The 21,304-nt window shown below is 65.9% G+C and carries 20 protein-coding genes; 16 read left to right on the forward strand and 4 right to left on the reverse strand.

Annotation, left to right across the window (positions count from 1 at the left end):
• The first annotated feature begins 92 nt into the window (after positions 1-92).
• From AC13EK_RS17030 to epsC, 6 genes are all read left to right on the forward strand, one after another.
• Complete coding sequence (locus tag AC13EK_RS17030; RefSeq protein ID WP_004211075.1) at positions 93-791, forward strand: carbonic anhydrase; 699 nt, start codon at positions 93-95, stop codon at positions 789-791.
• Between the two features lie 3 nt (positions 792-794).
• Positions 795-2,291 carry a SulP family inorganic anion transporter gene (locus AC13EK_RS17035; protein WP_004211076.1) on the forward strand — a complete coding sequence of 499 codons (1,497 nt, stop codon included), beginning with the start codon at positions 795-797 and terminating at the stop codon, positions 2,289-2,291.
• Positions 2,292-2,576: 285 nt separating this feature from the next.
• Complete coding sequence (locus AC13EK_RS17040) at positions 2,577-3,425, forward strand: TorF family putative porin (protein ID WP_010337000.1); 849 nt, start codon at positions 2,577-2,579, stop codon at positions 3,423-3,425.
• 194 nt (positions 3,426-3,619) lie between these two features.
• A complete protein-coding gene (locus tag AC13EK_RS17045) occupies positions 3,620-4,330 on the forward strand; it encodes a response regulator (RefSeq protein ID WP_004211079.1) in 711 nt (236 codons plus the stop codon).
• Entirely contained in the window at positions 4,327-5,661 is a 1,335-nt protein-coding gene (locus AC13EK_RS17050) for an ATP-binding protein (RefSeq protein WP_010337002.1), read from the forward strand. Before AC13EK_RS17045 ends, AC13EK_RS17050 begins: the two co-directional genes overlap by 4 nt.
• A 114-nt stretch (positions 5,662-5,775) precedes the next feature.
• The gene (epsC, locus tag AC13EK_RS17055) at positions 5,776-6,777 is read left to right on the forward strand and encodes a serine O-acetyltransferase EpsC (protein WP_004211082.1); all 1,002 of its coding nucleotides are present in this window, start codon (positions 5,776-5,778) and stop codon (positions 6,775-6,777) included.
• 37 nt (positions 6,778-6,814) lie between these two features.
• On the opposite strand, the gene AC13EK_RS17060 is transcribed toward epsC, so the two are convergent.
• Entirely contained in the window at positions 6,815-8,494 is a 1,680-nt protein-coding gene (locus AC13EK_RS17060; protein ID WP_069335581.1) for an alkaline phosphatase family protein, read from the reverse strand.
• Positions 8,495-8,569: 75 nt separating this feature from the next.
• On the opposite strand from AC13EK_RS17060, the gene AC13EK_RS17065 reads away from it, so the two are divergent.
• From AC13EK_RS17065 to AC13EK_RS17110, 10 genes are all read left to right on the forward strand, one after another.
• Entirely contained in the window at positions 8,570-10,612 is a 2,043-nt protein-coding gene (locus tag AC13EK_RS17065; RefSeq protein ID WP_069335580.1) for a protein-disulfide reductase DsbD family protein, read from the forward strand.
• A complete protein-coding gene (locus AC13EK_RS17070) occupies positions 10,612-11,349 on the forward strand; it encodes a TlyA family RNA methyltransferase (protein ID WP_069335579.1) in 738 nt (245 codons plus the stop codon). The genes AC13EK_RS17065 and AC13EK_RS17070 overlap by 1 nt, the downstream gene beginning before the upstream one ends.
• Before the next feature lie 88 nt (positions 11,350-11,437).
• The gene (locus AC13EK_RS17075; RefSeq protein WP_069335578.1) at positions 11,438-12,502 is read left to right on the forward strand and encodes an efflux RND transporter periplasmic adaptor subunit; all 1,065 of its coding nucleotides are present in this window, start codon (positions 11,438-11,440) and stop codon (positions 12,500-12,502) included.
• A gap of 4 nt (positions 12,503-12,506) precedes the next feature.
• On the forward strand, positions 12,507-15,611 hold the full coding sequence (locus AC13EK_RS17080; protein WP_069335577.1) for an efflux RND transporter permease subunit: 3,105 nt from the start codon (positions 12,507-12,509) through the stop codon (positions 15,609-15,611).
• 18 nt (positions 15,612-15,629) lie between these two features.
• Positions 15,630-16,178 carry a TspO/MBR family protein gene (locus AC13EK_RS17085; RefSeq protein ID WP_037510225.1) on the forward strand — a complete coding sequence of 183 codons (549 nt, stop codon included), beginning with the start codon at positions 15,630-15,632 and terminating at the stop codon, positions 16,176-16,178.
• Between the two features lie 40 nt (positions 16,179-16,218).
• The gene (locus AC13EK_RS17090) at positions 16,219-16,530 is read left to right on the forward strand and encodes an accessory factor UbiK family protein (protein WP_004211090.1); all 312 of its coding nucleotides are present in this window, start codon (positions 16,219-16,221) and stop codon (positions 16,528-16,530) included.
• A gap of 42 nt (positions 16,531-16,572) precedes the next feature.
• Positions 16,573-17,079, forward strand: coding sequence for a type III secretion system chaperone family protein (locus AC13EK_RS17095; RefSeq protein WP_004211091.1), 507 nt, complete (start codon positions 16,573-16,575; stop codon positions 17,077-17,079).
• 23 nt (positions 17,080-17,102) lie between these two features.
• Positions 17,103-17,918, forward strand: a complete 816-nt coding sequence (locus AC13EK_RS17100) for a pyrroline-5-carboxylate reductase family protein (protein WP_069335575.1) — start codon at positions 17,103-17,105, stop codon at positions 17,916-17,918.
• 62 nt (positions 17,919-17,980) lie between these two features.
• Positions 17,981-18,484, forward strand: a complete 504-nt coding sequence (locus AC13EK_RS17105; RefSeq protein ID WP_004211094.1) for an asparaginase domain-containing protein — start codon at positions 17,981-17,983, stop codon at positions 18,482-18,484.
• 81 nt (positions 18,485-18,565) lie between these two features.
• A complete protein-coding gene (locus AC13EK_RS17110) occupies positions 18,566-18,811 on the forward strand; it encodes a hypothetical protein (protein ID WP_004211096.1) in 246 nt (81 codons plus the stop codon).
• 38 nt (positions 18,812-18,849) lie between these two features.
• On the opposite strand, the gene AC13EK_RS17115 is transcribed toward AC13EK_RS17110, so the two are convergent.
• The 3 genes from AC13EK_RS17115 to fdxA form a co-directional block, all read right to left on the reverse strand.
• On the reverse strand, positions 18,850-20,007 hold the full coding sequence (locus AC13EK_RS17115; protein ID WP_069335574.1) for a pyridoxal phosphate-dependent aminotransferase: 1,158 nt from the start codon (positions 20,005-20,007) through the stop codon (positions 18,850-18,852).
• A gap of 145 nt (positions 20,008-20,152) precedes the next feature.
• Positions 20,153-20,680, reverse strand: coding sequence for a CarD family transcriptional regulator (locus tag AC13EK_RS17120; RefSeq protein ID WP_004211100.1), 528 nt, complete (start codon positions 20,678-20,680; stop codon positions 20,153-20,155).
• 246 nt (positions 20,681-20,926) lie between these two features.
• On the reverse strand, positions 20,927-21,265 hold the full coding sequence (gene fdxA / locus AC13EK_RS17125) for a ferredoxin FdxA (protein WP_004211101.1): 339 nt from the start codon (positions 21,263-21,265) through the stop codon (positions 20,927-20,929).
• Positions 21,266-21,304: the final 39 nt, after the last annotated feature.

Consider the following 21,304-nt stretch of genomic DNA (forward strand, 5'->3'; position numbering starts at 1 on the left):
GCTGCGCCGCAGCAAAATCTGCTGCGTATTTTGCAAGCTAGGCCGGTCCGCCCCCTGATCGGCAACGCAATAGCAATAAGAGGATGAAAGCCATGAACGAGCTTATCGGTCGTGTATTCAGTTTCGAGACCAAGGTCTTCCCGAACGAAAGCACGCTCTACAATCAGTTGGCCAGCCATGGTCAGAGCCCCAAGGCGCTGATGATCTCCTGCGCCGACTCGCGCATCGTTCCCGAGCACATCATGCAGGCCCAGCCGGGCGACCTTTTCGTCTGCCGCAACGCCGGCAACATCGTGCCGCCGCATGACAGTCAGCTGGGCGGCGTGACCGCCACGGTCGAATATGCCGTGATGGTGCTGGGCGTGCGCGACATCATCGTGTGCGGTCACAGCGACTGCGGCGCGATGAAGGCGCTGGCCACCGACGCCGATCTGACCGGCATGCCCAATGTCGCTGCCTGGCTGCGCCACAGCCATGCCGCGCAGAAGCTGTGCCGCGAATCCTATCCTGCCGACCTGGATGCCGCCGAAAAGCTGCGCAACATGGCGCTGGAAAATGTCGTCGTGCAGCTGTCGCATCTGCGCACCCATCCGTCGGTCGCGTCGGGCATCGCCCGCGGCGAGATCGCCCTGCATGGCTGGTATGTCGACATCCATGCCGGCCAGGTCCTGGGCCTGGACGGCGAAACCGGTCGTTTCTCGGTGCTGCGCGAAGGGCAGAAGCTGCCCGTGGCGCTGCCGCATGGGCGTCGCCTGGCCGGCGAATCGCTCATCGCACAAGCTGCGGAGTAAATCATGTTGAAGGCCTTTTCCGGCGGCACGTTCAGCCGCGACTTCACGGCGTCGATCGTCGTGTTCCTGGTGGCCATGCCGCTGTGCATGGGCATCGCCATTGCCTCCGGCGTGCCGCCGGAAAAAGGCCTGATCACCGGCATCATCGGCGGCCTGGTCGTCGGCCTGCTGGCGGGTTCGCCGCTGCAGGTCAGCGGTCCGGCGGCCGGTCTTGCGGTCATCGTCTTCGAAATCGTGCGGGAACAGGGGCTGTCGGCCCTTGGCCCCATCCTGATCCTGGCAGGCGCGATCCAGATCGTCGCCGGCCTGCTGAAGGTCGGCGGCTGGTTCCGCGCCATTTCGCCGGCCGTCGTGCATGGCATGCTGGCGGGCATCGGCGTGCTGATCGTCGTCGGCCAGTTTCATGTGCTGTTCGATGACAAGCCGCTGTCGAGCGGCCTGCACAATCTGATCGCGATGCCGGGCCAGATATTGGGCCTCACCAATCAGGATGCCGCCACCGCCTTCGCTGTCGGCCTTGTCACCATCGGCGCGATGCTGGGCTGGGAGAAGTTCCGCCCTGCATCGATGAAGCTGGTGCCGGGTGCGCTGGTTGGCGTTGTCGCCGCGACGCTGGTGGCCTTCGCGCTCGGCCTGCCGGTCGCCCGTGTTGTCGTGCCGGAATCGATCCTGTCCGCCATCAGCCTGCCCGAACAGGGCCTGCTGGCGCAGCTGATGAGCCCGACGATCATCACCACCGCCATTGCCATCGCCTTCATCGCCAGTGCCGAGACTTTGCTGTCGGCGGCGGCGGTCGACCGCATGCATGATGGCGTGCGCACCAATTACAACCGCGAACTGAGCGCGCAGGGCGTGGGCAACCTGCTGTGCGGCGTGGCTGGAGCGCTGCCGATGACCGGCGTCATCGTCCGCTCGTCCGCCAACGTCCAGGCCGGCGCCAAGACCCGCCTGTCGGCGATCCTGCATGGTGCCTGGATCCTGGGCTTCGTCGCCCTGCTGCCCTGGCTGCTGCGCGAAGTGCCGATGGCGGCGCTGGCCGGCATTCTGGTCGTGACGGGCTTCCGCCTGGTCAGCCTGTCGCACGTCAAGCATCTGTTCCACCTTTATGGTCCGCTGCCGGCGATCGTGTGGGCCGCGACGCTGATCTGCGTCGTCGCGACCGACCTGCTGACCGGCGTGCTGGTGGGCATCGGCCTGTCGCTGATCGAACTGATCCCCCATGCCAGCCGCCTGCGTCTGGGCGTCGAGGAAGCCAGCCGCGGCGATGCGCATGAAGTGGCGCTGCACGGCACGGCGAGCTTCCTGAGCCTGCCCAAGCTGTCGGCAAAGCTGGAATCGGTGCCGGCGGGGCAGCTGGTCATCCTCAATGTCGAGCGCCTGACCCATATCGACCATACCTGCGCCGAAATGGTGCGCGAATGGGCCGATCGCCGCACCGGCGCTGGCGCCAAGGTGGAGCTGTTCGGCGCGACGGGACGGATGCGCCAGCTCGTCGCCTGACACGAGCCTGCATGACAGAAAAGCCGCCGCATCCCCGGATGCGGCGGCTTTTTCATGTTCAGATGTAATTTGGACATCAAATAGAAACAATATCGGTGGCAATTAGAAAAGAACCGTGATCGCTATATCACAGAGCCTCTCTTCCCTTGTGCAGATGCGAAGATAGAGGTTTGCGCCGACGGCTGGCGAGAATAGTCGAGTAGTCATCCGCCGGTACGGAAGACGATATTCCAACAGATCTTCGGGCCGCGGATGCAGGACGGAACATTCTTTCGTAAAAGGGGAATGTTCATGAAGTATCAAATCGCTTGTGCCGCTCTGGCTCTGATGTCGAGTGCGCCGGCCTTCGCCCAGGAAGAACCCGCAGGCCCGGTCACCGTGACCGGCAGCGTCGGCCTGGTTTCCGATTATCGCTTCCGTGGTGTTTCGCAGTCCGATCGCGGCATGGCGATCCAGGGTGGCCTGACCGCAACCCATGAAAGCGGCGTCTATGTCGGCACCTGGGGTTCCAACCTTTCGGGCTGGGGCACCTTTGGCGGCGCCAACATGGAACTGGACCTGTTCGCAGGCTATGCCATTCCTCTGGGTGACAGCGGCGCGACGCTGGACCTCGGCCTGACCTGGTACATGTACCCGTCGGGCGCCGACAAGACCGACTTCGCCGAACCCTATGTGAAGCTGTCGAGCCAGGTCGGTCCGGTCAAGGGTCTGCTCGGCGTGGCCTATGCCCCCAAGCAGGAAGCGCTGGGCAAGTGGTGCAGCGATGCCGATTGCACCATCTACAAGCCGGGTGACAAGGAAGATAATTTCTACATCTGGGGCGATGTCAGCGGTGCGATCCCGAACACCCCGGTCAGCCTGAAGGCGCATCTGGGCTGGTCGAACGGCAATAGCGGCCTGGGCCCGAACGGCACGTCGGTCGCGCCGACCGGCAAATATCTCGACTGGCTGGTCGGTGCCGACCTGGCCGTGCCGGGCACGCCGCTGACGCTGAGCATTGCCTATGTCGACACCGACATTGCCCGCGTCGAGGAAAATTATCTGCGTCCCAACTTCCAGGTCGCGGACGGCGATAATTTCGGCAAGTCGATCGCGCGCAGCACGGTTGTCTTCTCGATCTCGGCCGCTTTCTGATCTTTACGGATCGGGCCCGTTCGCGCGGGCCCGATCTGCTGTATTTCCGGGCCTTATCTTGTGCCGAGCTGTCGCCGGCGTGACAAATTGTTGCTGTGGCCCCCGTCAACTGTTTCGGCAGCAAGCTGCGGTTGACCCTCCACCGGTCGCTGCTTATCTCCCAACATCATGAACAGCCTGATGTTGCTCCGCGCATGACCGCCCCCTCGATCATCCTTGTCGAAGACGATCCGCCGCTCCGCACGCTGACGGCGCGCGCGTTGCAGGAACATGGCTATCAGGTCCGTCCGGCCTCGTCCGGTCCGGAAATGTGGGTGGCCTTCGATGCCGGCCCGGTCGACCTGGTCGTTCTGGACGTCATGCTGCCCGGCACCAACGGCATCGACCTGTGCCGCCAGATCCGTCGCAAGAGCGACGTGCCCATCATCTTCATCAGCGCCAAGGGCAGCGAGACCGACCGTATCGTCGGGCTGGAACTGGGCGCCGACGATTATCTGCCAAAGCCCTTTGGCACGCGCGAGCTGATCGCCCGTATCCGGGCCATCCTGCGCCGCGTCGGCGTGGAGCGTGGCCCGGACGAGCAGCGCGAGAATGAAGCGCGCTTCGACGGCTGGATCGTCAACTTCCCGCGGCGTGAACTGCGGTCGCCGACTGGTGCGATCGTCGACCTGACCGGCGCCGAGTTCGACCTGCTGGGCAGCTTCCTCAGCCATCCGCAGCGGGTGATCGCGCGCGAGCGGCTGATCGAATTGTCGCGTACCCGCATGGGTGACAGCAGTGACCGCAGCATCGACGTGCTGGTCAGCCGCCTGCGCCGCAAGCTGTCGACCGAGGACCGGCCCGCGCCGATCACCACGGTGCGCGGCGTCGGCTACATGTTCAACGCGGAAGTCGCGCGCGCTTGAGACGACAGCGGTTCAGCCGGTCGCTCGGGCTGGTCGGCCGCATCTTTGGCATATTGCTGCTGACCGTTCTGCTGGAATTCGTGGTCGGCACGCTCATCTATGAGCGCGCCAGCCATTTGTCGCTGCAGGATGACGAGGCGCGCCGCCTGGCCGAGCATCTGGTGATCGCGCGCAAGCTGGTGGCCAAGGCGCCGGTCAGCCAGCGCGGCGGGGTCAGCGCGCAGCTGACCACCGACCGCTATGATATCCACTGGACGCTGGCCGCGCCGCCGCCACCGCCGCTGTCGCCCGAACTGGCGCGGATGCGGCAGCAGATCGTCGACTGGGAACCCAGCCTGCATGAATCGCGGCTGTGGCTGCGGCTGAATTCGCCCGGACGCTCCTCGCAGATCAATGGCGGGCTGCAGCTGGCGGATGGCAGCTGGCTCTATTTCGGCATGCACCATAGCGGCGGCAAATGGGCCTTCACCTTCGGCCGCTTCGGCCTGGCGCTGATCCCGGTGCTGGCGCTGCTGATTGCCGGCGGCGTGCTGATCCGGCGGACCCTGGCGCCGCTGCGCGACCTCACCCATGCGACCAAGCGGATCGGCCTGGCCCAGCAGGTGGCGGTGGCGGAAGCGGGCACCAATGATGTGCGCAACCTGATCCGCGCCTTCAACGCGATGCAGACCCGCATCCATCGCCTGATCAACGAGCGGACCGAGACGCTGGCGGCGGTCGGTCATGACATGCGCACGCCGCTCGCCCGGCTGCAATTGCGGCTGGAAGCGGTGGACGATCCTGAAATCCGCGAGGCGATGGGCGAGGATCTGGCGGAGATGGGCGAGATGATCGAGTCCGTGCTGGCCTTTCTGGGCGGCGAGAAGAACCCCGAACCGGCGGTGCGGATCGACGTGGCGGTCACGATCGCGACGGTGGTCGACGCATTCCAGGATCATGGCGACGATGTGATCTATGACGGGCCGGATCATCTGGAGATGGAGGTTCGCCCGCTGTCGCTGCGGCGCGCGGTGCGCAACCTTATCGAGAATGCGCTCCATTATGGGGTGCGCGCACGGGTCAGCGTGGCGCGGCATGACAATGAGGTGCTGATCCGCGTCGATGATGATGGCCCCGGCATTCCGCGCGACCGGCTGGAGGAGGTGCTGAAACCCTTCCATCGGCTCGACACCGCGCGCCAGCGCAACACGCGGGGCATGGGGCTGGGCCTGGCCATCGTCGCCAAGACGGTGGAGCAGGAGGGCGGTCGCCTGACTCTCGCCAACCGGCCCGAGGGCGGGCTGCGCGTCGAAATCTGCCTCTATCTGAACAGGCCGGAAGCCAAGGTCTGATCGGCCTCTGGCGCGTTCGGCAAAGAGAATCTCGCTACCCCCAAGCAAAACTCGTTTATCCTGGCGCGCAGACGCGGGTTATTCCGGTTGCCCATCGGACAAGAGGCGCAGGGAATGGCGGACGGCGATATGCAGGGTGAAGGCGTGGGCTATTGGGATCTGGACCGGCTGGTCACGGACCTGGCCGCCGCGCGCAGTCGCTGGCGGCAGGAACAGCAGCATCATGCCGAATATGGCGCCGAAGGATTCCCGTCTCGCGCCAATCTGGTGAAGATCACCGGTGCGCTGTGCGGCGCGCTGTTCCCGCTGCGACTGGGGCCGAGCTTCGTGCGGTTGCATAATGAGGACGCCTATGTCGCCGAGACGCTGCAGACCGTGCTCAGCCGCCTCTATGGCCAGATCCGGCTCGAACTCATCTATGCGATGAAGGACGACCCGATCGCCGCAGTTGACGCGGCGGCGGCGCGGATCATTGGCGAGTTCGCGCACAGCCTGCCGGCGCTGCGCACCCTGCTCGACAGCGATGTCGAGGCGGCCTTCCTGGGCGATCCGGCCGCGCGCAGCGTGGACGAGGTGCTGATCTGCTACCCTTCGATGCTGGCGATCATCCATCATCGGCTGGCGCACCGCCTCTATGAACTGGGGGCGCCGCTGGTGGCGCGGATCATATCCGAGATCGCCCATTCCCATACCGGCATCGACATCCATCCCGGCGCGCGCATCGGCCACGGCTTCTTCATCGATCATGGCACCGGCGTCGTCATCGGCGAGACGGCGATCGTCGGCGATCGGGTGCGACTCTATCAGGGCGTGACGTTGGGCGCGCGCAGCTTCCCCTCGGACGAGAAGGGCGCGCTCGAAAAGGCGCAGCCGCGCCATCCGATCATCGAGGATGACGTCGTCATCTATGCCGGCGCGACGGTGCTGGGCCGGATCATCATCGGCAGCCGATCGGTCATCGGCGGCAATGTCTGGCTGACCGAAAGCGTGCCGGCCGACAGCAATGTGCGCCAGGCCAAGGCCCGGCACGAAGTGACCAGCCGGGTCGAGGTGTCGGCCCCGCACCGAGTTCATGCCCTGCTGGAAAGCACGGACGGGATTGGCGAGAATATCTGATCCTCCCCCTTTTGACGGGGGGAGGATCGGCAAGGGCTTATTGCCCGGCGCAGCTGTCGCCTTGGCCGGCGACCAGGTCGAGGCAGCGGCCGTCAATCTGGTCCTTGGGCACGGGCAGCTTGATCAGCGCGGCGAGGCTGGGGAGGATGTCCACCGTCTCGACGCCCAGCGGCTGTTCGAAATGCTGCATGCCCTTGCGCCAGAACAGGATCGGCACGCGGCGATCGGTATCCCAGGGCGAACCATGGGTGGCGACCGATCCCATCACCGCCTGTTCGGGAATCGACATAACGCGCGGCTTGAGCAGCAGCAGCAGGTCGCCCGAGCGGCTGGGGTAGAAGCTGGCGCGCGCTTCCTGGATCAGGCTCCAGCTTTCGGGCGGGCCCGAGGGCGAGGGGGTGGCGGCGATTTCCGCCTTGGTGAAGACGGTCTGCACCTGCGGATGGGCGCGCAGATATTTGAGTGCTTCGGTCTCGACCCTGGCGCGCTGTGCGGCGGTCAGGCCCTTGTCATAATAGATGTCGCCCGACGGGCCGTCGCTCCAGATCACCTTCTTGCCGGGCAGGCCGGCCTTCTCGGCGATGGTGGCATTGAGCGCCTTGGGCGTCAGCGCCATGTCGACCCGCTGTTCCATCGGCATCGCGTTCATGCGGTGGCGTTCGGGCAGGTCATGGCCGCCATGGTCGGCGGTCAGCACCACGACATAGTCGATGCCGTCCTTGTCGAGCTTGTCGAAGAAGGCGCCGAGTTCGGTGTCGAGCCGGTCGACCTGGATGCAGCTTTCGGTGCCTTCGGTGCCGAAGGTGTGGCCGACATAGTCGGTCGCCGACAAGCCGATCGAGATGATGTCGGTCTGCGCCTGCTTGCCCAGCTGCATGCTCTCGATCGCGGCGGCGGCGAAGGCCAGGGTCATCGCATCCTGCTCGGGCGAAATGCGGAAGCCCTTATAGTCGCCCGCTTCCCGCGCGAAGCGGCCAGTGCCCACGGTGCGGTTGCCGGCCTGGACCGGGAAATCCTTCGACACACACTGGGCGGGCAGCTCGAAGCCGGGGTTGGGCTGGGCGAGGCGCTGGGCAAAGGCCTGGTTGACCTGGGTGACGAGCGGGGTGGGGGCGACGCCCTTGTAGCTGACATAGCCCTGCGGCCCGCCGAGCCACCAGACCTGATCGGCGGTCGCGCCGCCCATCATGATCGCGGCGCGATCCTTGCCGGCGACCGACACGACGCGGGTGGCGGGGTTGGCTGCCTTCATCCGGCCGCCCAGCGTCGGCACCTTGAGGTGCAGGGGCGAGGCTTCGTACTTGTCGCTGCTGCTGCCCGGCTGGCTTTCATCCTCGGCGCAATAGAGATTCTTGTCCTCGCGCTTGGCGTCGAGGTCGAACCAGTTATTGGCGATGATGCCGGTGCGCGACGGGCGGCTGCCGGTCAGGATGGTCGAGTGGCCGGGGCAGGTCTCGGTCGCGGCGTGGCTCTGATAGCCGCGCGGGAAGACCGCGCCTTCGCTGGTCAGGCGCTTGAGGCCGCCGGTATAATATTGGCGATATTCGCTGAACAGGTCGGCCGAAAACTGGTCGACCGAGATGGCGACGATCAGCTTGGGCGGAGTCGCGGCAATGCTGCGGGCGGCCGGTGCAGGAGCGGCAGCAGGCGCGGGGCTCTGCGCCACGACGGGCATGGCGGTGGCAAGCAACAGGGCAGCGGCGACGTGTTTCAACATATGGGTACCTTCTCATGCCTTGACGGCGGATAGGGAGCGACCTAGCCCCCTTGCATCCACCCGACCAGAGGCCCGATGCGGATTTTTCAAGTCATATTCGTGACGCTCGCCATGCTGGCGGGGCTGTCGATCGCATCTCCCGCGGTGCAGGCCCAGGCGGCCTTTGGCGGCGGCCCGGCGCATATCGCCGCGCAGTTGATGGCCGAAAGTGCGGCGCCCGCGCCCGGCAAGGGCACGACCATTGCCTTTGCCATGAAGCCGGAAAAGGGCTGGCACGGTTATTGGGAAAATCCGGGCGATGCGGGTCTGGGCATGACCGTGACCTGGACCCTGCCCAAGGGCGTGACGATCGGCGCGCTGCGCTATCCGGTGCCCGAGACGCTGCTGATTTCGGGCCTGATGAATCATGTCTATGAAGGCCCCTATGCGGTGCTCGCCAATCTGGGCGTGGCGCCGGACGTGGCGGCGGGCACCCGCCTGCCGATCCGGGTGAAGGCCGAATGGCTGGCCTGCACCGACAAGATCTGCGTGCCGGAAAGCGGCGAACTGGCGCTGGAACTGGTCGCGGGCGACGGCAAGGTCGTGCCGGCGATGCAGGCGCGCTTCGATGGCTGGCGCGGCCATCTGCCCCGGCCGCTGGGCAGCGAGGCTACCTATCAGATCGTCGATGGCAAGTTGCGCCTGTCGGTGCCGTTCCCGGCCGATGCGCAGGCGCGCGACGTTCATCTCTTCCCGTTGAGCGACGGGCTGGCCCGCTTCGCCGCCGCGCAGAAGGTCAGCCGCGAGGGCGATCGGCTGCTCGTCGAGACGCAGGCGGGCGAGGGTTTCAAGGGCGGCGCTGCGCAGGCGGTGCTGCGCACCGGCGACCATGTCGGCTTCCTGCTGAGCGCCAAGCCCGGCGAGGTCGCGGCGATCGCGCCCAAGGGGCTGGCGGGCACGATATTGCTGGCGCTGGGCGGGGCGATATTGGGAGGGCTGCTGCTCAACGTCATGCCCTGCGTCTTCCCGATCCTGGGCCTGAAGGCACTGAGCCTGGCCAAGGCGGGTGGCGACGAACGGGCGGCGCGTCGCGAGGCGCTGGCTTACACCCTTGGCGTGATCGTCGCCTGTCTGGCTTTGGGCAGCCTGCTGCTGGGCCTACGCGCGGCGGGCAGCGCGGTCGGCTGGGCGTTCCAGTTGCAGGATCCGCGCATCATCCTGGCGCTGCTGCTGCTGGTGAGCGCGATCGCCTTCAACCTGGCTGGCCTGTTCGACCTGCCGGCCTTTGGCGGCGGTGGCAAGCTGGCGGGGAAGGGCGGCATGGTCGGCGCCTTCTGGACCGGCGCGTTGGTGGCCTTCGTCGCGACGCCCTGCACCGGGCCGTTCATGGGCGCGGCGATGGGAACGGCGCTGGTGCTGCCCCTGGGCGCAGCGCTGGCGATCTTTGCCGGGCTGGGGCTTGGGCTGGCGCTGCCCTTCCTGCTGCTCGCCTATCTGCCTGCGCTGCGCAATCGCCTGCCGCGGCCCGGCGCATGGATGGGCCGGTTGCAGCGCATATTGTCGATCCCGATGTTCCTGACGGCGCTGGGCCTTGCCTGGCTGCTGGGGCAGCAGCTCGGGGTCGGTGGCATGACCATCGGTTTGGGCGCGGCGCTGGCGCTGGTGCTGCTGCTCTGGTGGCTGGGTATGCGCCAGCGGGCCGGGCGCGGCGGCTGGTTGCAGGTCGGCGTCGGCGCGGCGATCCTGCTGGTCGGTGCCGCGATGGCATTGCCCGCGCGCGCGCCGGCCGTTGCGGCAGCGGGAGAGGGGGGCGTCGTAGCCTTCGATGCGGAAAAGCTCGACGGGCTGCGTGCCGCGAACAAGCCGGTCTTCCTCTATTTCACCGCCGACTGGTGCCTGACCTGCAAGGCCAATGAGGCCGCCGCGATCGAGCGGGCGGAGGTGCGTGCGGCGTTCGACAAGGCGGGCGTCACCGTCATGATGGGCGACTGGACCAATGCCGATCCGGCGATTACCCGCTTCCTCGAAGCGCAGGGCCGTTCGGGCGTGCCGCTCTACCTCTGGTACGCGCCGGGCAAGGAGGCCCAGACATTGCCGCAGCTATTGACCCCGTCGACCCTCACCGGACTGGTGCGCTGATGGCCAAGATTCGTGCCGACCAGTTGCTCGTCGACAATGGCCTCGCCGAAAGCCGCGCGCGGGCGCAGGCGCTGATCCTCGCCGGCCTCGTCTATCTGGGCGACAAGAAGGTGGAGAAGGCGGGGCAGCAGGTGCCCGACGACGCCGAACTGGACGTGCGCGGGCGCGACCATCCCTGGGTCTCGCGCGGCGGCATCAAGCTGGCCCATGCGATCGATGAATATGGCATCGACGTCACCGGTTTCGTCGCGATCGACGTCGGCAGCTCGACCGGCGGCTTTACCGATGTGCTGCTCAGCAAGGGCGCGGCCAAGGTCTATGCCGTCGACAGCGGCACCAACCAGCTTGCGTGGAAACTGCGCTCCGACGATCGCGTCATCGTCCATGAACAGACCAGCGCTCGCATCCTGACCGACGCCCATATAACCGAGCCGGTCGACATCATCGTGTGCGACGCCAGCTTCATCAGCCTGGCCAAGGTGCTGGAAAAGCCGATCAGCTTCGCCCGGCCCGGCGCGCAGATGGTTGCCCTCATCAAGCCGCAGTTCGAGGCAGGGCGCGAGGAAGTGGGCAAGGGCGGGGTGGTGCGCGATCCCGTGATCCACCAGCGCGTCTGCGACGAAGTAGCTGCCTGGGTCCGCGAGAAGGGCTGGGAAGTGCTTGGAATCACGACCAGTCCGATCACCGGGCCACAGGGAAATGTCGAATTTCTGATTCACGCGCGGCTTGGCGGATAATCGCGCCAGCTTCGTTACCCGCCCTGCGATACATTTTGACACATTCCATGCGGTTGTGTCCGTCACAAAGGCCCGTTAGCCCCTCGTCATGCGCTCGACCCTGCCTGTCATTCTCGTTGCCCTTTGTCTTGCCGGTTGCGCCGGGGAGAAGGAAAAGAAAGCTCGCCCGCCGGCGCTGGTGGAGGCGGTGGCGATTGCGCCCACCCGCTTCACCGACAATGTCGAGGCGGTGGGCACCGCGCTCGCCAATGAGCAGGTGGTGCTGTCCGCACCGGTGACCGAGCGGATCGACGTGCTGAACTTCACCGATGGCGGTTTCGTGTCCAAGGGGCAGGTGATCGCTCGCATGGCCGTGGGGCAGGAAAAGGCCGAGCTGGCCGCGGCCGAAGCGACCGCGCTGCAGGCCGACCAGCAGTTGAAGCGCATCCAGGCGCTCAAGTCGCGCGGCTTTGCCACCGGCGCCACGGTCGAGCAGCAGATCGCGCTCGCCAGCAGCGCCCGCGCCAATGCCGACCTCGCCCGAGCGGGCATCGGCGACCGCACCATCCGCGCGCCGTTCAGCGGTTGGGTCTCTCTGCGCACCGTATCGCCCGGCGCGGTCATCACCGCCGGCACCGCGATCGCCACGGTCAGCGACATTTCGCGGATCAAGCTGGACTTCACCGTGCCCGAGACGCGCCTGTCGATGATCCGCGAGGGCATGCCGATCAAGGCCGTGTCCGCCGCCTGGCCCGACCGGCCGTTCAACGGCACGATCGCGACGATCGATCCGGTGATCGATCCCGCCACCCGCGCCGTTCGGGTCCGCGCGATCATGCCCAATCCCGACAAGGCGCTGAAGCCCGGCATGCTGCTGACGGTCAGCGTCTTCTCGCGCGAGCGCCAGTCGCTGGGCGTGCCCGAACTGGCCGTGATCGGCGATGGCGACGAACGGTTCGTCTTCGTGCTGGACGGTCGCACCGCCAAGCGGACGAAGGTCGAAACCGGCATCCGCCAGAACGGCCTGGTCGAGATATTGGGCGGCGTGAAGGCCGGTCAGCAGATCGTGACCGAAGGCGTGGTGAAGCTGACCGATGGCGCACCGGTGCGCCTGGCTGGCGACAAGAAGAGTGGCGACGACAAGGGCGGCAAGGCCGCCAAGGCCGCCGGCTAAGCCGATGCAGCTCTCCGATCTCTCGGTCCGCCGGCCGGTCTTTTCGGCGGTGGTCGCGGTGCTGATGTGCATCGTCGGCCTGGTCGGCTATTTCAGCCTCTCAGTCCGCGAATATCCCGATACCGATCCGCCGATCGTCTCGGTCGAGACCACCTATACCGGCGCCGCCGCGTCGGTGGTGGAAACCCGCATCACCCAGCAGATCGAGGATGCGGTCGCGGGCGTGCAGGGCATCCAGACCATCACCTCGACCTCGCAGGACGGCACGTCCAACATCAATATCGAGTTCGATCCCTCGCGCGATATCGACAGCGCCGCCAATGACGTGCGCGACCGTGTCGGGTCGGTGACCGAAGATCTGCCGGAGGATGCGCTGGCGCCCGAGATCCGCAAGGTCGATTCTGACGCGCGATCGATTCTGTTCCTCGCCTTCTCGCGTCCCGGCTGGTCGCCGATCCAGATCAGCGACTATCTCGACCGCAACATTGCCGACCGCTTCGCCGCGATCGATGGCGTCGCCCGCGTCACCATCGGCGGCGAGGCGCGGCCGTCGACCCGCATCTGGTTCAACGCGGAAAAGCTGGCCGCCTTCGGCCTGACGCCTGCCGATGTCGAGGCGGCGCTGCGCACCCAGAATGTCGAACTGCCCGCCGGTCGCTTTGAATCGAAGGACCAGAACCAGACGCTGCGCGTCGAGCGGCCCTTCGCCACGCCGGACCAGTTCGCGCAGCTGGTCGTGGGCCGGGGCGAGGATGGCTATCAGGTGAAGCTGGGCGATGTCGCCCGGATCGAGGAAGGGGCCGAAAACCCCTATAGCAGCTTCCGCTCCAACCAGGGCACGGCGATCGGCATCGGCATCATCCGCCAGTCGGGCGCCAACACGCTGGAAGTGGCGCAGAAGGCCAAGGCGCTGATCAAGGAGCTGGAGCCGACCCTGCCCAAGGGCATGAAGGTGGCGATCGGCACCGACGAATCCCTGTTCATCGAACGCGCGATCGACAATGTCTATGACACGCTGATCGAGGCGGCGCTGCTCGTCATCCTCGTCATCTTCCTGTTCCTGGGATCGGTGCGGGCGACGATCGTGCCGGCCGTGACGGTGCCGATCTGTCTGCTCGCCACCTGCGCGGTGATGTGGCTGCTCGGCCTGTCGATCAACCTGCTGACCCTGCTCGCCTTCGTCCTCGCCATCGGCCTGGTGGTCGACGACGCGATCGTGGTGCTGGAAAATGTCTATCACCGCGTCGAGCAGGGCGATGATCCGCTGGTCGCCGCCTATCTCGGCACGCGGCAGGTGGGCTTTGCCATCATTTCGACCACCCTGGTTGTTTGCGCCGTGTTCGTGCCGGTCATGTTCCTGGCCGGCCAGACCGGCCTCTTGTTCCGTGAACTCGCCATCGCGATGATCGCGGCGATCGGCTTCTCCGGCTTCATTTCCTTGAGCCTCGCGCCGATGCTCTGCTCCAAGCTGCTGAAGAATGCCGAGCGCGGCCGGCTGGCGCGCTGGGTCGATGATCGATTCCAGCGCATCGAGCATGGCTATGGCCGCTGGCTCGACTGCACGCTGAAGAAACCGCTGATGCCGCTGCTAGGGGTCGCGATCTTCCTGGGGATCGCCTTCTTCCTCTTCACCCGTCTGCCGGCCGAACTGGCCCCGGCCGAGGATACTGGCGTGGTCGAGGCCAATATCAATGCGCCCGAAGGCACCGGCTTCGACCGGATGATGGCCTATATGCAGAAGATCGAGAATGATCTCGCCTTCCTGCGCAAGGACGGCACGCTGCAGAATCTGGTGATCCGCACCCCCGGCGGCTTCGGCACCACCGACGATTACAACAACGGCAATGTCATCGCCTTCCTGCGGCCGTGGGAAGACCGCACCATCACCACGGCGGAAGTCGCGACCATCATCAACAAGGTGATCGCCGACCAGCCCGGCGTGCGGGGCAATGCGGCGCCGCGATCGGGGCTCGGCCGTGGTCGCGGCCTGCCGGTCAATATCGTGCTGGCCGGCTCCACCTATGAAGGGCTGGTGGCCGCGCGCGACCGCATCATGCTGGCGGCGGCGAGCTATCCGGGGCTCATCAACCTCGACAGCGATTACAAGGAAACCAAGCCGCAGATGCGGATCGAGACCGATCTGCAGCGCGCCGGCGACCTGGGCGTGTCGGTGAACGATGTCAGCCAGGCGCTGCAGAGCCTGCTCGGCTCGCGCCGCGTCACCACCTATGTCGACCGGGGCGAGGAATATCGCGTGCTGGTGCAGGCGGAGCGCGACGGGCGCGAGACGCTCGCCGATCTGGAACGTATCCAGGTGCGCAGCCGCAGCGGCGTGCTGGTGCCGCTGTCGGCGGTCGTGACCGTGCGCGAAGTGGCCGGGCCGCGTCAGCTCAACCGCTATAACAAGCTGCGCGCCATCACCCTGACCGCCGCGCTGGCGCCGGGCACATCGCTGGGGCAGGGGCTGGCCTTCCTGGAGGACCAGGCGCGCCAGTCGCCCGAGGTGCTGGCGATCGGCTATCGTGGCGAGAGCCAGTCGCTGCGTGAGACTGGCGGGTCGATCTGGGTCGTCTTCGGCCTCACCATTCTGATCGTCTATCTGTTGCTCGCCGCGCAGTTCGAAAGCTTCATCCACCCCGGCGTCATCATCGCGACGGTGCCGCTGGCGGTGGCCGGTGGTGCGCTGGGCCTGGCGATCACCGGCGGATCGATCAACCTCTATAGCCAGATCGGCATCGTCATGCTGGTCGGCCTGGCGGCCAAGAACGGCATCCTGATCGTCGAGTTCGCCAACCAGTTGCGGGACGAAGGGATGGAGATTGCAGAGGCGATCCGCGAGGCGGCCAAGCGCCGTCTGCGCCCGATCCTGATGACGTCGATCGCGACCGTCATCGGCGCCGTGCCGCTGGTGCTGCGCGGCGGGGCCGGTGCGGCGGCGCGCCATTCGATCGGCGTGGTGATCGTGTTCGGCGTCAGCCTGGCGACGCTCATCACCCTGTTCCTCATTCCCATTTTCTATTCGCGCGTTGCCAAGCGCACGGTTTCTCCGCAAACCGTTGGTCGCAAACTGGATTCGGCGCTCAAGGATTCGCCCGAACCCGCCGAATAGCTTGGAGCTGCGTTGCCGATGAACGAGATCGCGTCCCAGGGTCAGTTGCGTCTTGCCTATCTGCGCTGGGCGTTGGTGACCGTGCCCGCGATCGTCTTTCTCGGCTTCCTGTCGGGCCGGCTCGCCAATAGCGGTTTTGGCAATCGCTGGTTCGCCTCGCTCAACCTGCCGGCGCTGATGCCGCCGGGCTGGGCCTTCGGCGTCGCCTGGACGATCCTCTATATACTGATGGCGCTGGCCTTCGCGATCGTGCTGCATGCGCGCGGGGCCAGGGGGCGGGGAGCGGCGGTCGCGCTGTTCCTGGTGCAACTGGCGCTCAACCTTGCCTGGTCGCCACTCTTCTTTCGCGCGCATCAGGTCGGTGCGGCGCTGGGGCTGATCCTTGTGCTGGCGCTGCTGGTGGCGCTCACCACCGCCCTGTTCTGGCGGATCCGTCCCTTTGCCGGTGCGTTGATGCTGCCCTATCTGGTCTGGCTGGTCTTTGCCTCCTACCTCAACTATGAGGTCGGCCGCCTGAACCCGGATGCGCACAGGCTTGTCGCGCCGGCACTCCAGACCCAGATATGATTTCGGCGCATCCACGCGCCTGATACGAGGATAGACGATCATGCAGAGCGAGAACCGCTTTTTCGACGACCTGGCCAAGCTGGTGAACGGCGCTGCCGGCACGGTCGCGGGCATGACCCGCGAGTTCGAATCCAATGCGCGCGAACGCGCCAAGGAATGGATCGGCGGCGTCGACTTCGTCAGCCGCGAGGAATTTGACGCGGTCAAGGCCATGGCCGCCGCCGCGCGCGAGGAAGTCGAACTGCTCAAGGCTCGCCTCGACGCGCTGGAAGGCAAGGCGCCCGAACCGGTCACCAAGACCGTGCGTGCCGCCAAGACGAAAGCTGTGGATAAGGATGCGGGCGCCGAGTAAGCGCCCTGTCCTTTCGCCGCTTGCGGTGATAAAGGCGCGCCGATGATGGATAGCGACGAATTTGAGAATGGCGGCCATGAGGCCGCGCCGATCGACATGCTGGCGGCCTTTTACGAGGCGCATGGCTGGAGCTATGAGCAGGTCGGCGAGGACGAGATCGTCGCGAGCACTCAGGGGTCGTGGGCGCAATATGAGCTGCGCGGCATCTGGCGCGACGAGGATCAGGTGCTGCAGCTTCTCGCGCTGCCCGACATCCGCGTCAATGACGACAAGCGCGCCGTCATCTACGAGACGCTGGGCCTGATCAACGAACAGCTCTGGCTCGGTCATTTCGAGCTGTGGTCGTCGAGCGGCATCATCCTGTTCCGCCATGGCGCCTTGCTGGGGCAGGGCGGCACGCTGACGCTGGACCAGGCGCAGGTGCTGATCGAGACCGCGATCGACGAGTGCGAGCGTTTCTATCCGGTGTTCCAGTTCGTCCTGTGGGGCGGCAAGAGCCCGAGCGAGGCGATCAGCGCGAGCCTGATCGAAACCCGCGGCGAAGCCTGACATATCTGCCTGAAAGCCTGACCATGACCATTGCCTGCTGGCCCGATCATCTTTTCCTTGTCGGCTGCGGCAATATGGCGGGGCAGATGCTGACCCGCTGGCTGGCGTGCGGGCTCGATCCCGCCCGCGTCACCGTGCTGCGACCAAGCGGCAAGCCGGTGGCGCACGGCGTGACCGTCGTCACCGCCTATCCCGCGGCGCTGCCGGCCGGCACGACTGTGCTGCTGGGCATGAAGCCCTATCAGATTGCCGATGTCGCGGCCGGGCTTGCGCCGCTGCTGACGGCGGAAACGCGGCTGGTGTCGATCCTGGCGGGAACACCGATCGCCGACCTGCGCCGGCATTTCCCGGCGCCGCGCGATGTCGTCTGCGCCATGCCCAACCTGCCGGTCGGGCTGGGCGAGGGCGTGGTGGCGCTCTACACCGATGCGGCGACGGATGCGGTGGCCAAGGCCGACATTGCCGCGCTGATCGCGCCGCTGGGTCTGGCGGAATGGATGGGTGACGAAGCCCTGTTCAATCAGGTGACGGCCCTGTCGGGCTGCGGTCCGGCCTTCCTGTTCCGCTTCATCGATGCGTTGTCGCGCGCCGGCGAGGCGCTGGGCATTCCTGCCGATCAGGCCGCACGCATGGCGCTGGCCACGGTGCAGGGATCGGCGAACATGGCGGCGCGCGCCAGCGTCAGTCCGGCCACCCTGGCGGATCAGGTCGCCAGCCCCGGCGGCATGACGCGCCAGGGCCTCAATGTGCTGGACGCCGACAATCGCCTGCTCGACCTTCTGACCGACACGCTGGTCGCCGCGCGCGACCGGGGTGCGGCGATGGCGCGGGGCGAATAGGGACGGTTCCGGTCGGCGCCATTATCCGTTAAGGGGGCGCGATCGATATACGGAGTCCGTTCATGCTGTCCCCCGAAACCCCCATCCTGCTGCTCACCACCGGCGGCACGATCGACAAGGTCTATTTCGACGCCCTGTCCGACTATCAGGTCGGCGAGACGGTGATGGCCAAGCTGTTGCAGGTGGCACGGGTCAAGCGGCCCTTCCGGATCGAGGAAATCACCCGCAAGGACAGCCTGGAACTGGACGACACGGATCGTGCGCTGATCGCCGCCCGCGTTGCCGCCGCGCGCGAGAAGCATATCGTCATCACCCATGGCACCGACACCATGACCGAGACGGCCAAGCTGTTGCAGGACATTCCCGGCAAGACCGTCGTGCTGGTCGGTGCGCTGGCCCCGGCGCGCTTTGGCGAGAGCGATGCGAGCTTCAACCTTGGCATGGCCTTTGCCACCGCGCAGGTCGCCGAGCCGGGCGTCTATATCACCATGAGCGGATCGGTGTTCCGCGCCGACAAGGTGGTCAAGGACCGCGCCAAGGGCGCCTTCGTCCCGACCGGCGAGTAAGGCGGGCCAACGGGGCGGCTGAAACCTTTGCCCACTCTCCGGCATTGTTGCCCCCACGGGGTGACAAAGAGGAGAGACTTTATGGCAGATTATCAGGAACGCCCGGCGCCCACGACGACCATCATCGAAAAGCGCAGCGGCGGCGGTGGCACGACCATCGCGATCCTGTTGCTGGTCGTGGTGGTGGCGGTTGCCGCCTTCTTCCTGATCAGCAGCCAGACCCGCAAGGATGATGCGGTGTCGAGCGCGGCGAGCCAGGTCGGGCAGGCCGCGAGCGATGTCGGCGACGCCGCCAAGGATGCCGCCGATTCGGTAAAGGGCAATTGATCCAAGGGGCCGGCTTCCACAGCGAAGCCGGCCCTTTTTCAGACCATGATTTTGTCGAGCGCGGCGCAGAAGGCCTGCATGTCGGCCATCGAGCCGACGGTGACGCGCGACATGGTGGGCCAGGGCGCCCAGTTGCGGCCGATGCCGACACCCGCCGCCAGGAACTGGGCCTGCACGCCGGCCGCCGGCTTGCCCCAGTCGACCATGAACATGTTGGCGTCCGACGGGATGAACTTGACCCCGCGCTTGGTGAGATGGGCGAAGGTGAAGTCGCGCGCGGCGATCATCTCGGCCCGGCGCTGCTCGATCAGCGTCTTCTGCGTCAGCGCGACCGTGCCGCACACGACCGAGGGCAGGGGCAGGTTGGTCGACATGCGCTTGCCGTCATAGCGCATCATCCTGGCATGCAGGTCCGGCCGCGCGATGGTGGCGCCCAGCCGCATGCCGGCCATGCCGAACAGCTTGGAGAAGGTGCGCAGCACGATCACGTCCTTGCCCTGCGCGACCAGCGGCGCGGCAGACTGGCCGTGCGAGAAATGGAGATAGGCTTCGTCCACCAGAACGATCGATCCGGCCGGCTTGTTGGCGACCAGCCATTCGATGTCGGCCACCGGCGTCAGCGTGCCGGTGGGGTTGTTGGGCGAGCAGATATAATAGAGGCCGGCGTCCGGATTGGCGGCCAGCATCGCCTTCACGTCATGACGATAATCGGGCGTCAACGGCACCTTCGTCACCTTGGCGCCGGCCCATTCCGCCGTGCCCCAGGGCTGTTCATAGCTGACATCGGCGGTCACCAGCCCCTTTTGCGGCGAGCAAAAGGCGACGACGATGCGCGAGAGCGGATCGCTGGACCCCGGCCAGGGCAGGACATGATCGACCGGCACGCCCTCGATGGTCGCGAGCGTCTTCTTGAAGTCGGTGACTTCGGTGCCGGGGTGGTAGAAATTGGCATGGGAGACGATCTTCGCCGCGGCGGCCTGGGCGACGGGGAAGGGGCCGGTCCAGCATTCGTTGGAGCCGATCCGCACCTTGGGGAAATTGCCTTCTTCCGGGCCGTCATTGCGCTGCGCCCAGACCGGGGTGCCGGCGGTGGCGACCGCCACGCCCGCGCCCAGCACGCCCAATATGCGGGCGGCGTCGCGGCGCGAATAGCCACGCTGGATCAGATCCTGCTGCGCGTCATTCTGGTCGTTCATGGCTATTCCCCTATGCGTCCTGAAGAACGGTTCGGGGGAGTCAACGGACGAGGGCAGGATTCCCGCAATGGCCCTGCCGTAACGAAGAAGGGCGCCCTCTGGGAGGGCGCCCTTCGTCATGTTTCAGCCTGTTCGGGCGAAGGGATCAGCCTTCGACCTTGGCATATTTCGGTGCGGCCTCATTGAGGATGCGCAGGATCTTCTGCAGCGCGGTGGGCTCGTCGGTCTCTTCCATTGCGGCGAGTTCGCGGGCGAGGCGGCTGGAAGCGGCCTCGAAGATCTGGCGTTCGGAATAGCTCTGCTCGGGCTGGTCGTCGGCACGGAACAGGTCGCGGGTCACTTCGGCAATCGACACCAGGTCGCCCGAATTGATCTTCGCTTCATATTCCTGGGCGCGGCGCGACCACATGGTGCGCTTGACCTTGGGCTTGCCCTTCAGGGTTTCCATCGATTCCTCCAGCGTCTTGTTGGAGGACAGCTTGCGCATGCCGACGCCTTCGGCCTTGTTGGTGGGAACGCGCAGCGTCATGCGCTCCTTTTCGAAACGGAGCACATACAGCTCCAGCTCCATGCCCGCGATCTGCTCCTTTTGGAGTTCGATCACACGGCCCACGCCGTGCTTGGGGTAAACGACATAATCACCAACGTCAAAGGACAGCGCCTTGGCAGCCATTTGAAACCTTTCTATTCAACCGGGGAACGGGCCGTCGCGGGGCAGGTGCAGCAGGGGCACGAGTCGGGGAAAGTCCGCGGCGTCACCGTCAAGACATGATGCGAATACTCCAGGACGAACGCGACCATGTTCGTCCGCTGGGCGCTATTTAGCAGATTCGTAACAAAATTGCCACCCCCGGACACAAAGTCTGGGGGTGCGGCACAAAATGGGACGCTGCGCCTTGATGGCGCAGGATAATATCGATCAGCTGCCCTCGCCGGGTTCGGGCGAGAAGAACTGTTCCAGCTTGTTCTCTACGCCGCTCATCGCGTCGGCGTCAGCCGGGGCCTCGCCCTTGACCGTGATGTTGGGCCATTCGGCCGAATATTTGGTGTTGAGTTCCAGCCACTTCTCAAGGCCGTTCTCGGTGTCGGGCAGGATCGCCTCGGCCGGGCATTCCGGTTCGCACACGCCGCAGTCGATGCACTCGTTGGGATTGATGACCAGCATGTTCTCGCCCTCGTAGAAACAGTCCACGGGGCAGACCTCGACGCAATCCATATATTTGCAGCGGATGCAGTTGTCGGTCACGACATAGGTCATTGTCAGGGCACTCTTTGGGTTGCGACAGCGGCGGCCCTG

It is taken from the genome of Sphingobium sp. L-44, from assembly GCF_056859495.1.

Excerpts from the sequence above, each read along its gene's own strand:
- AC13EK_RS17115 (WP_069335574.1), bottom strand. The coding sequence starts at position 20,007 with ATGAACGACCAGAATGACGCGCAGCAGGATCTGATCCAGCGTGGCTAT.
- AC13EK_RS17065 (WP_069335580.1), top strand. The coding sequence starts at position 8,570 with ATGCGGATTTTTCAAGTCATATTCGTGACGCTCGCCATGCTGGCGGGG.
- epsC (WP_004211082.1), top strand. The coding sequence starts at position 5,776 with ATGGCGGACGGCGATATGCAGGGTGAAGGCGTGGGCTATTGGGATCTG.
- fdxA (WP_004211101.1), bottom strand. The coding sequence starts at position 21,265 with ATGACCTATGTCGTGACCGACAACTGCATCCGCTGCAAATATATGGAT.
- AC13EK_RS17095 (WP_004211091.1), top strand. The coding sequence starts at position 16,573 with ATGATGGATAGCGACGAATTTGAGAATGGCGGCCATGAGGCCGCGCCG.
- AC13EK_RS17045 (WP_004211079.1), top strand. The coding sequence starts at position 3,620 with ATGACCGCCCCCTCGATCATCCTTGTCGAAGACGATCCGCCGCTCCGC.
- AC13EK_RS17120 (WP_004211100.1), bottom strand. The coding sequence starts at position 20,680 with ATGGCTGCCAAGGCGCTGTCCTTTGACGTTGGTGATTATGTCGTTTAC.
- AC13EK_RS17075 (WP_069335578.1), top strand. The coding sequence starts at position 11,438 with ATGCGCTCGACCCTGCCTGTCATTCTCGTTGCCCTTTGTCTTGCCGGT.
- AC13EK_RS17040 (WP_010337000.1), top strand. The coding sequence starts at position 2,577 with ATGTTCATGAAGTATCAAATCGCTTGTGCCGCTCTGGCTCTGATGTCG.
- AC13EK_RS17100 (WP_069335575.1), top strand. The coding sequence starts at position 17,103 with ATGACCATTGCCTGCTGGCCCGATCATCTTTTCCTTGTCGGCTGCGGC.
- AC13EK_RS17070 (WP_069335579.1), top strand. The coding sequence starts at position 10,612 with ATGGCCAAGATTCGTGCCGACCAGTTGCTCGTCGACAATGGCCTCGCC.
- AC13EK_RS17035 (WP_004211076.1), top strand. The coding sequence starts at position 795 with ATGTTGAAGGCCTTTTCCGGCGGCACGTTCAGCCGCGACTTCACGGCG.
- AC13EK_RS17110 (WP_004211096.1), top strand. The coding sequence starts at position 18,566 with ATGGCAGATTATCAGGAACGCCCGGCGCCCACGACGACCATCATCGAA.
- AC13EK_RS17085 (WP_037510225.1), top strand. The coding sequence starts at position 15,630 with ATGAACGAGATCGCGTCCCAGGGTCAGTTGCGTCTTGCCTATCTGCGC.
- AC13EK_RS17030 (WP_004211075.1), top strand. The coding sequence starts at position 93 with ATGAACGAGCTTATCGGTCGTGTATTCAGTTTCGAGACCAAGGTCTTC.
- AC13EK_RS17060 (WP_069335581.1), bottom strand. The coding sequence starts at position 8,494 with ATGTTGAAACACGTCGCCGCTGCCCTGTTGCTTGCCACCGCCATGCCC.
- AC13EK_RS17105 (WP_004211094.1), top strand. The coding sequence starts at position 17,981 with ATGCTGTCCCCCGAAACCCCCATCCTGCTGCTCACCACCGGCGGCACG.
- AC13EK_RS17080 (WP_069335577.1), top strand. The coding sequence starts at position 12,507 with ATGCAGCTCTCCGATCTCTCGGTCCGCCGGCCGGTCTTTTCGGCGGTG.
- AC13EK_RS17090 (WP_004211090.1), top strand. The coding sequence starts at position 16,219 with ATGCAGAGCGAGAACCGCTTTTTCGACGACCTGGCCAAGCTGGTGAAC.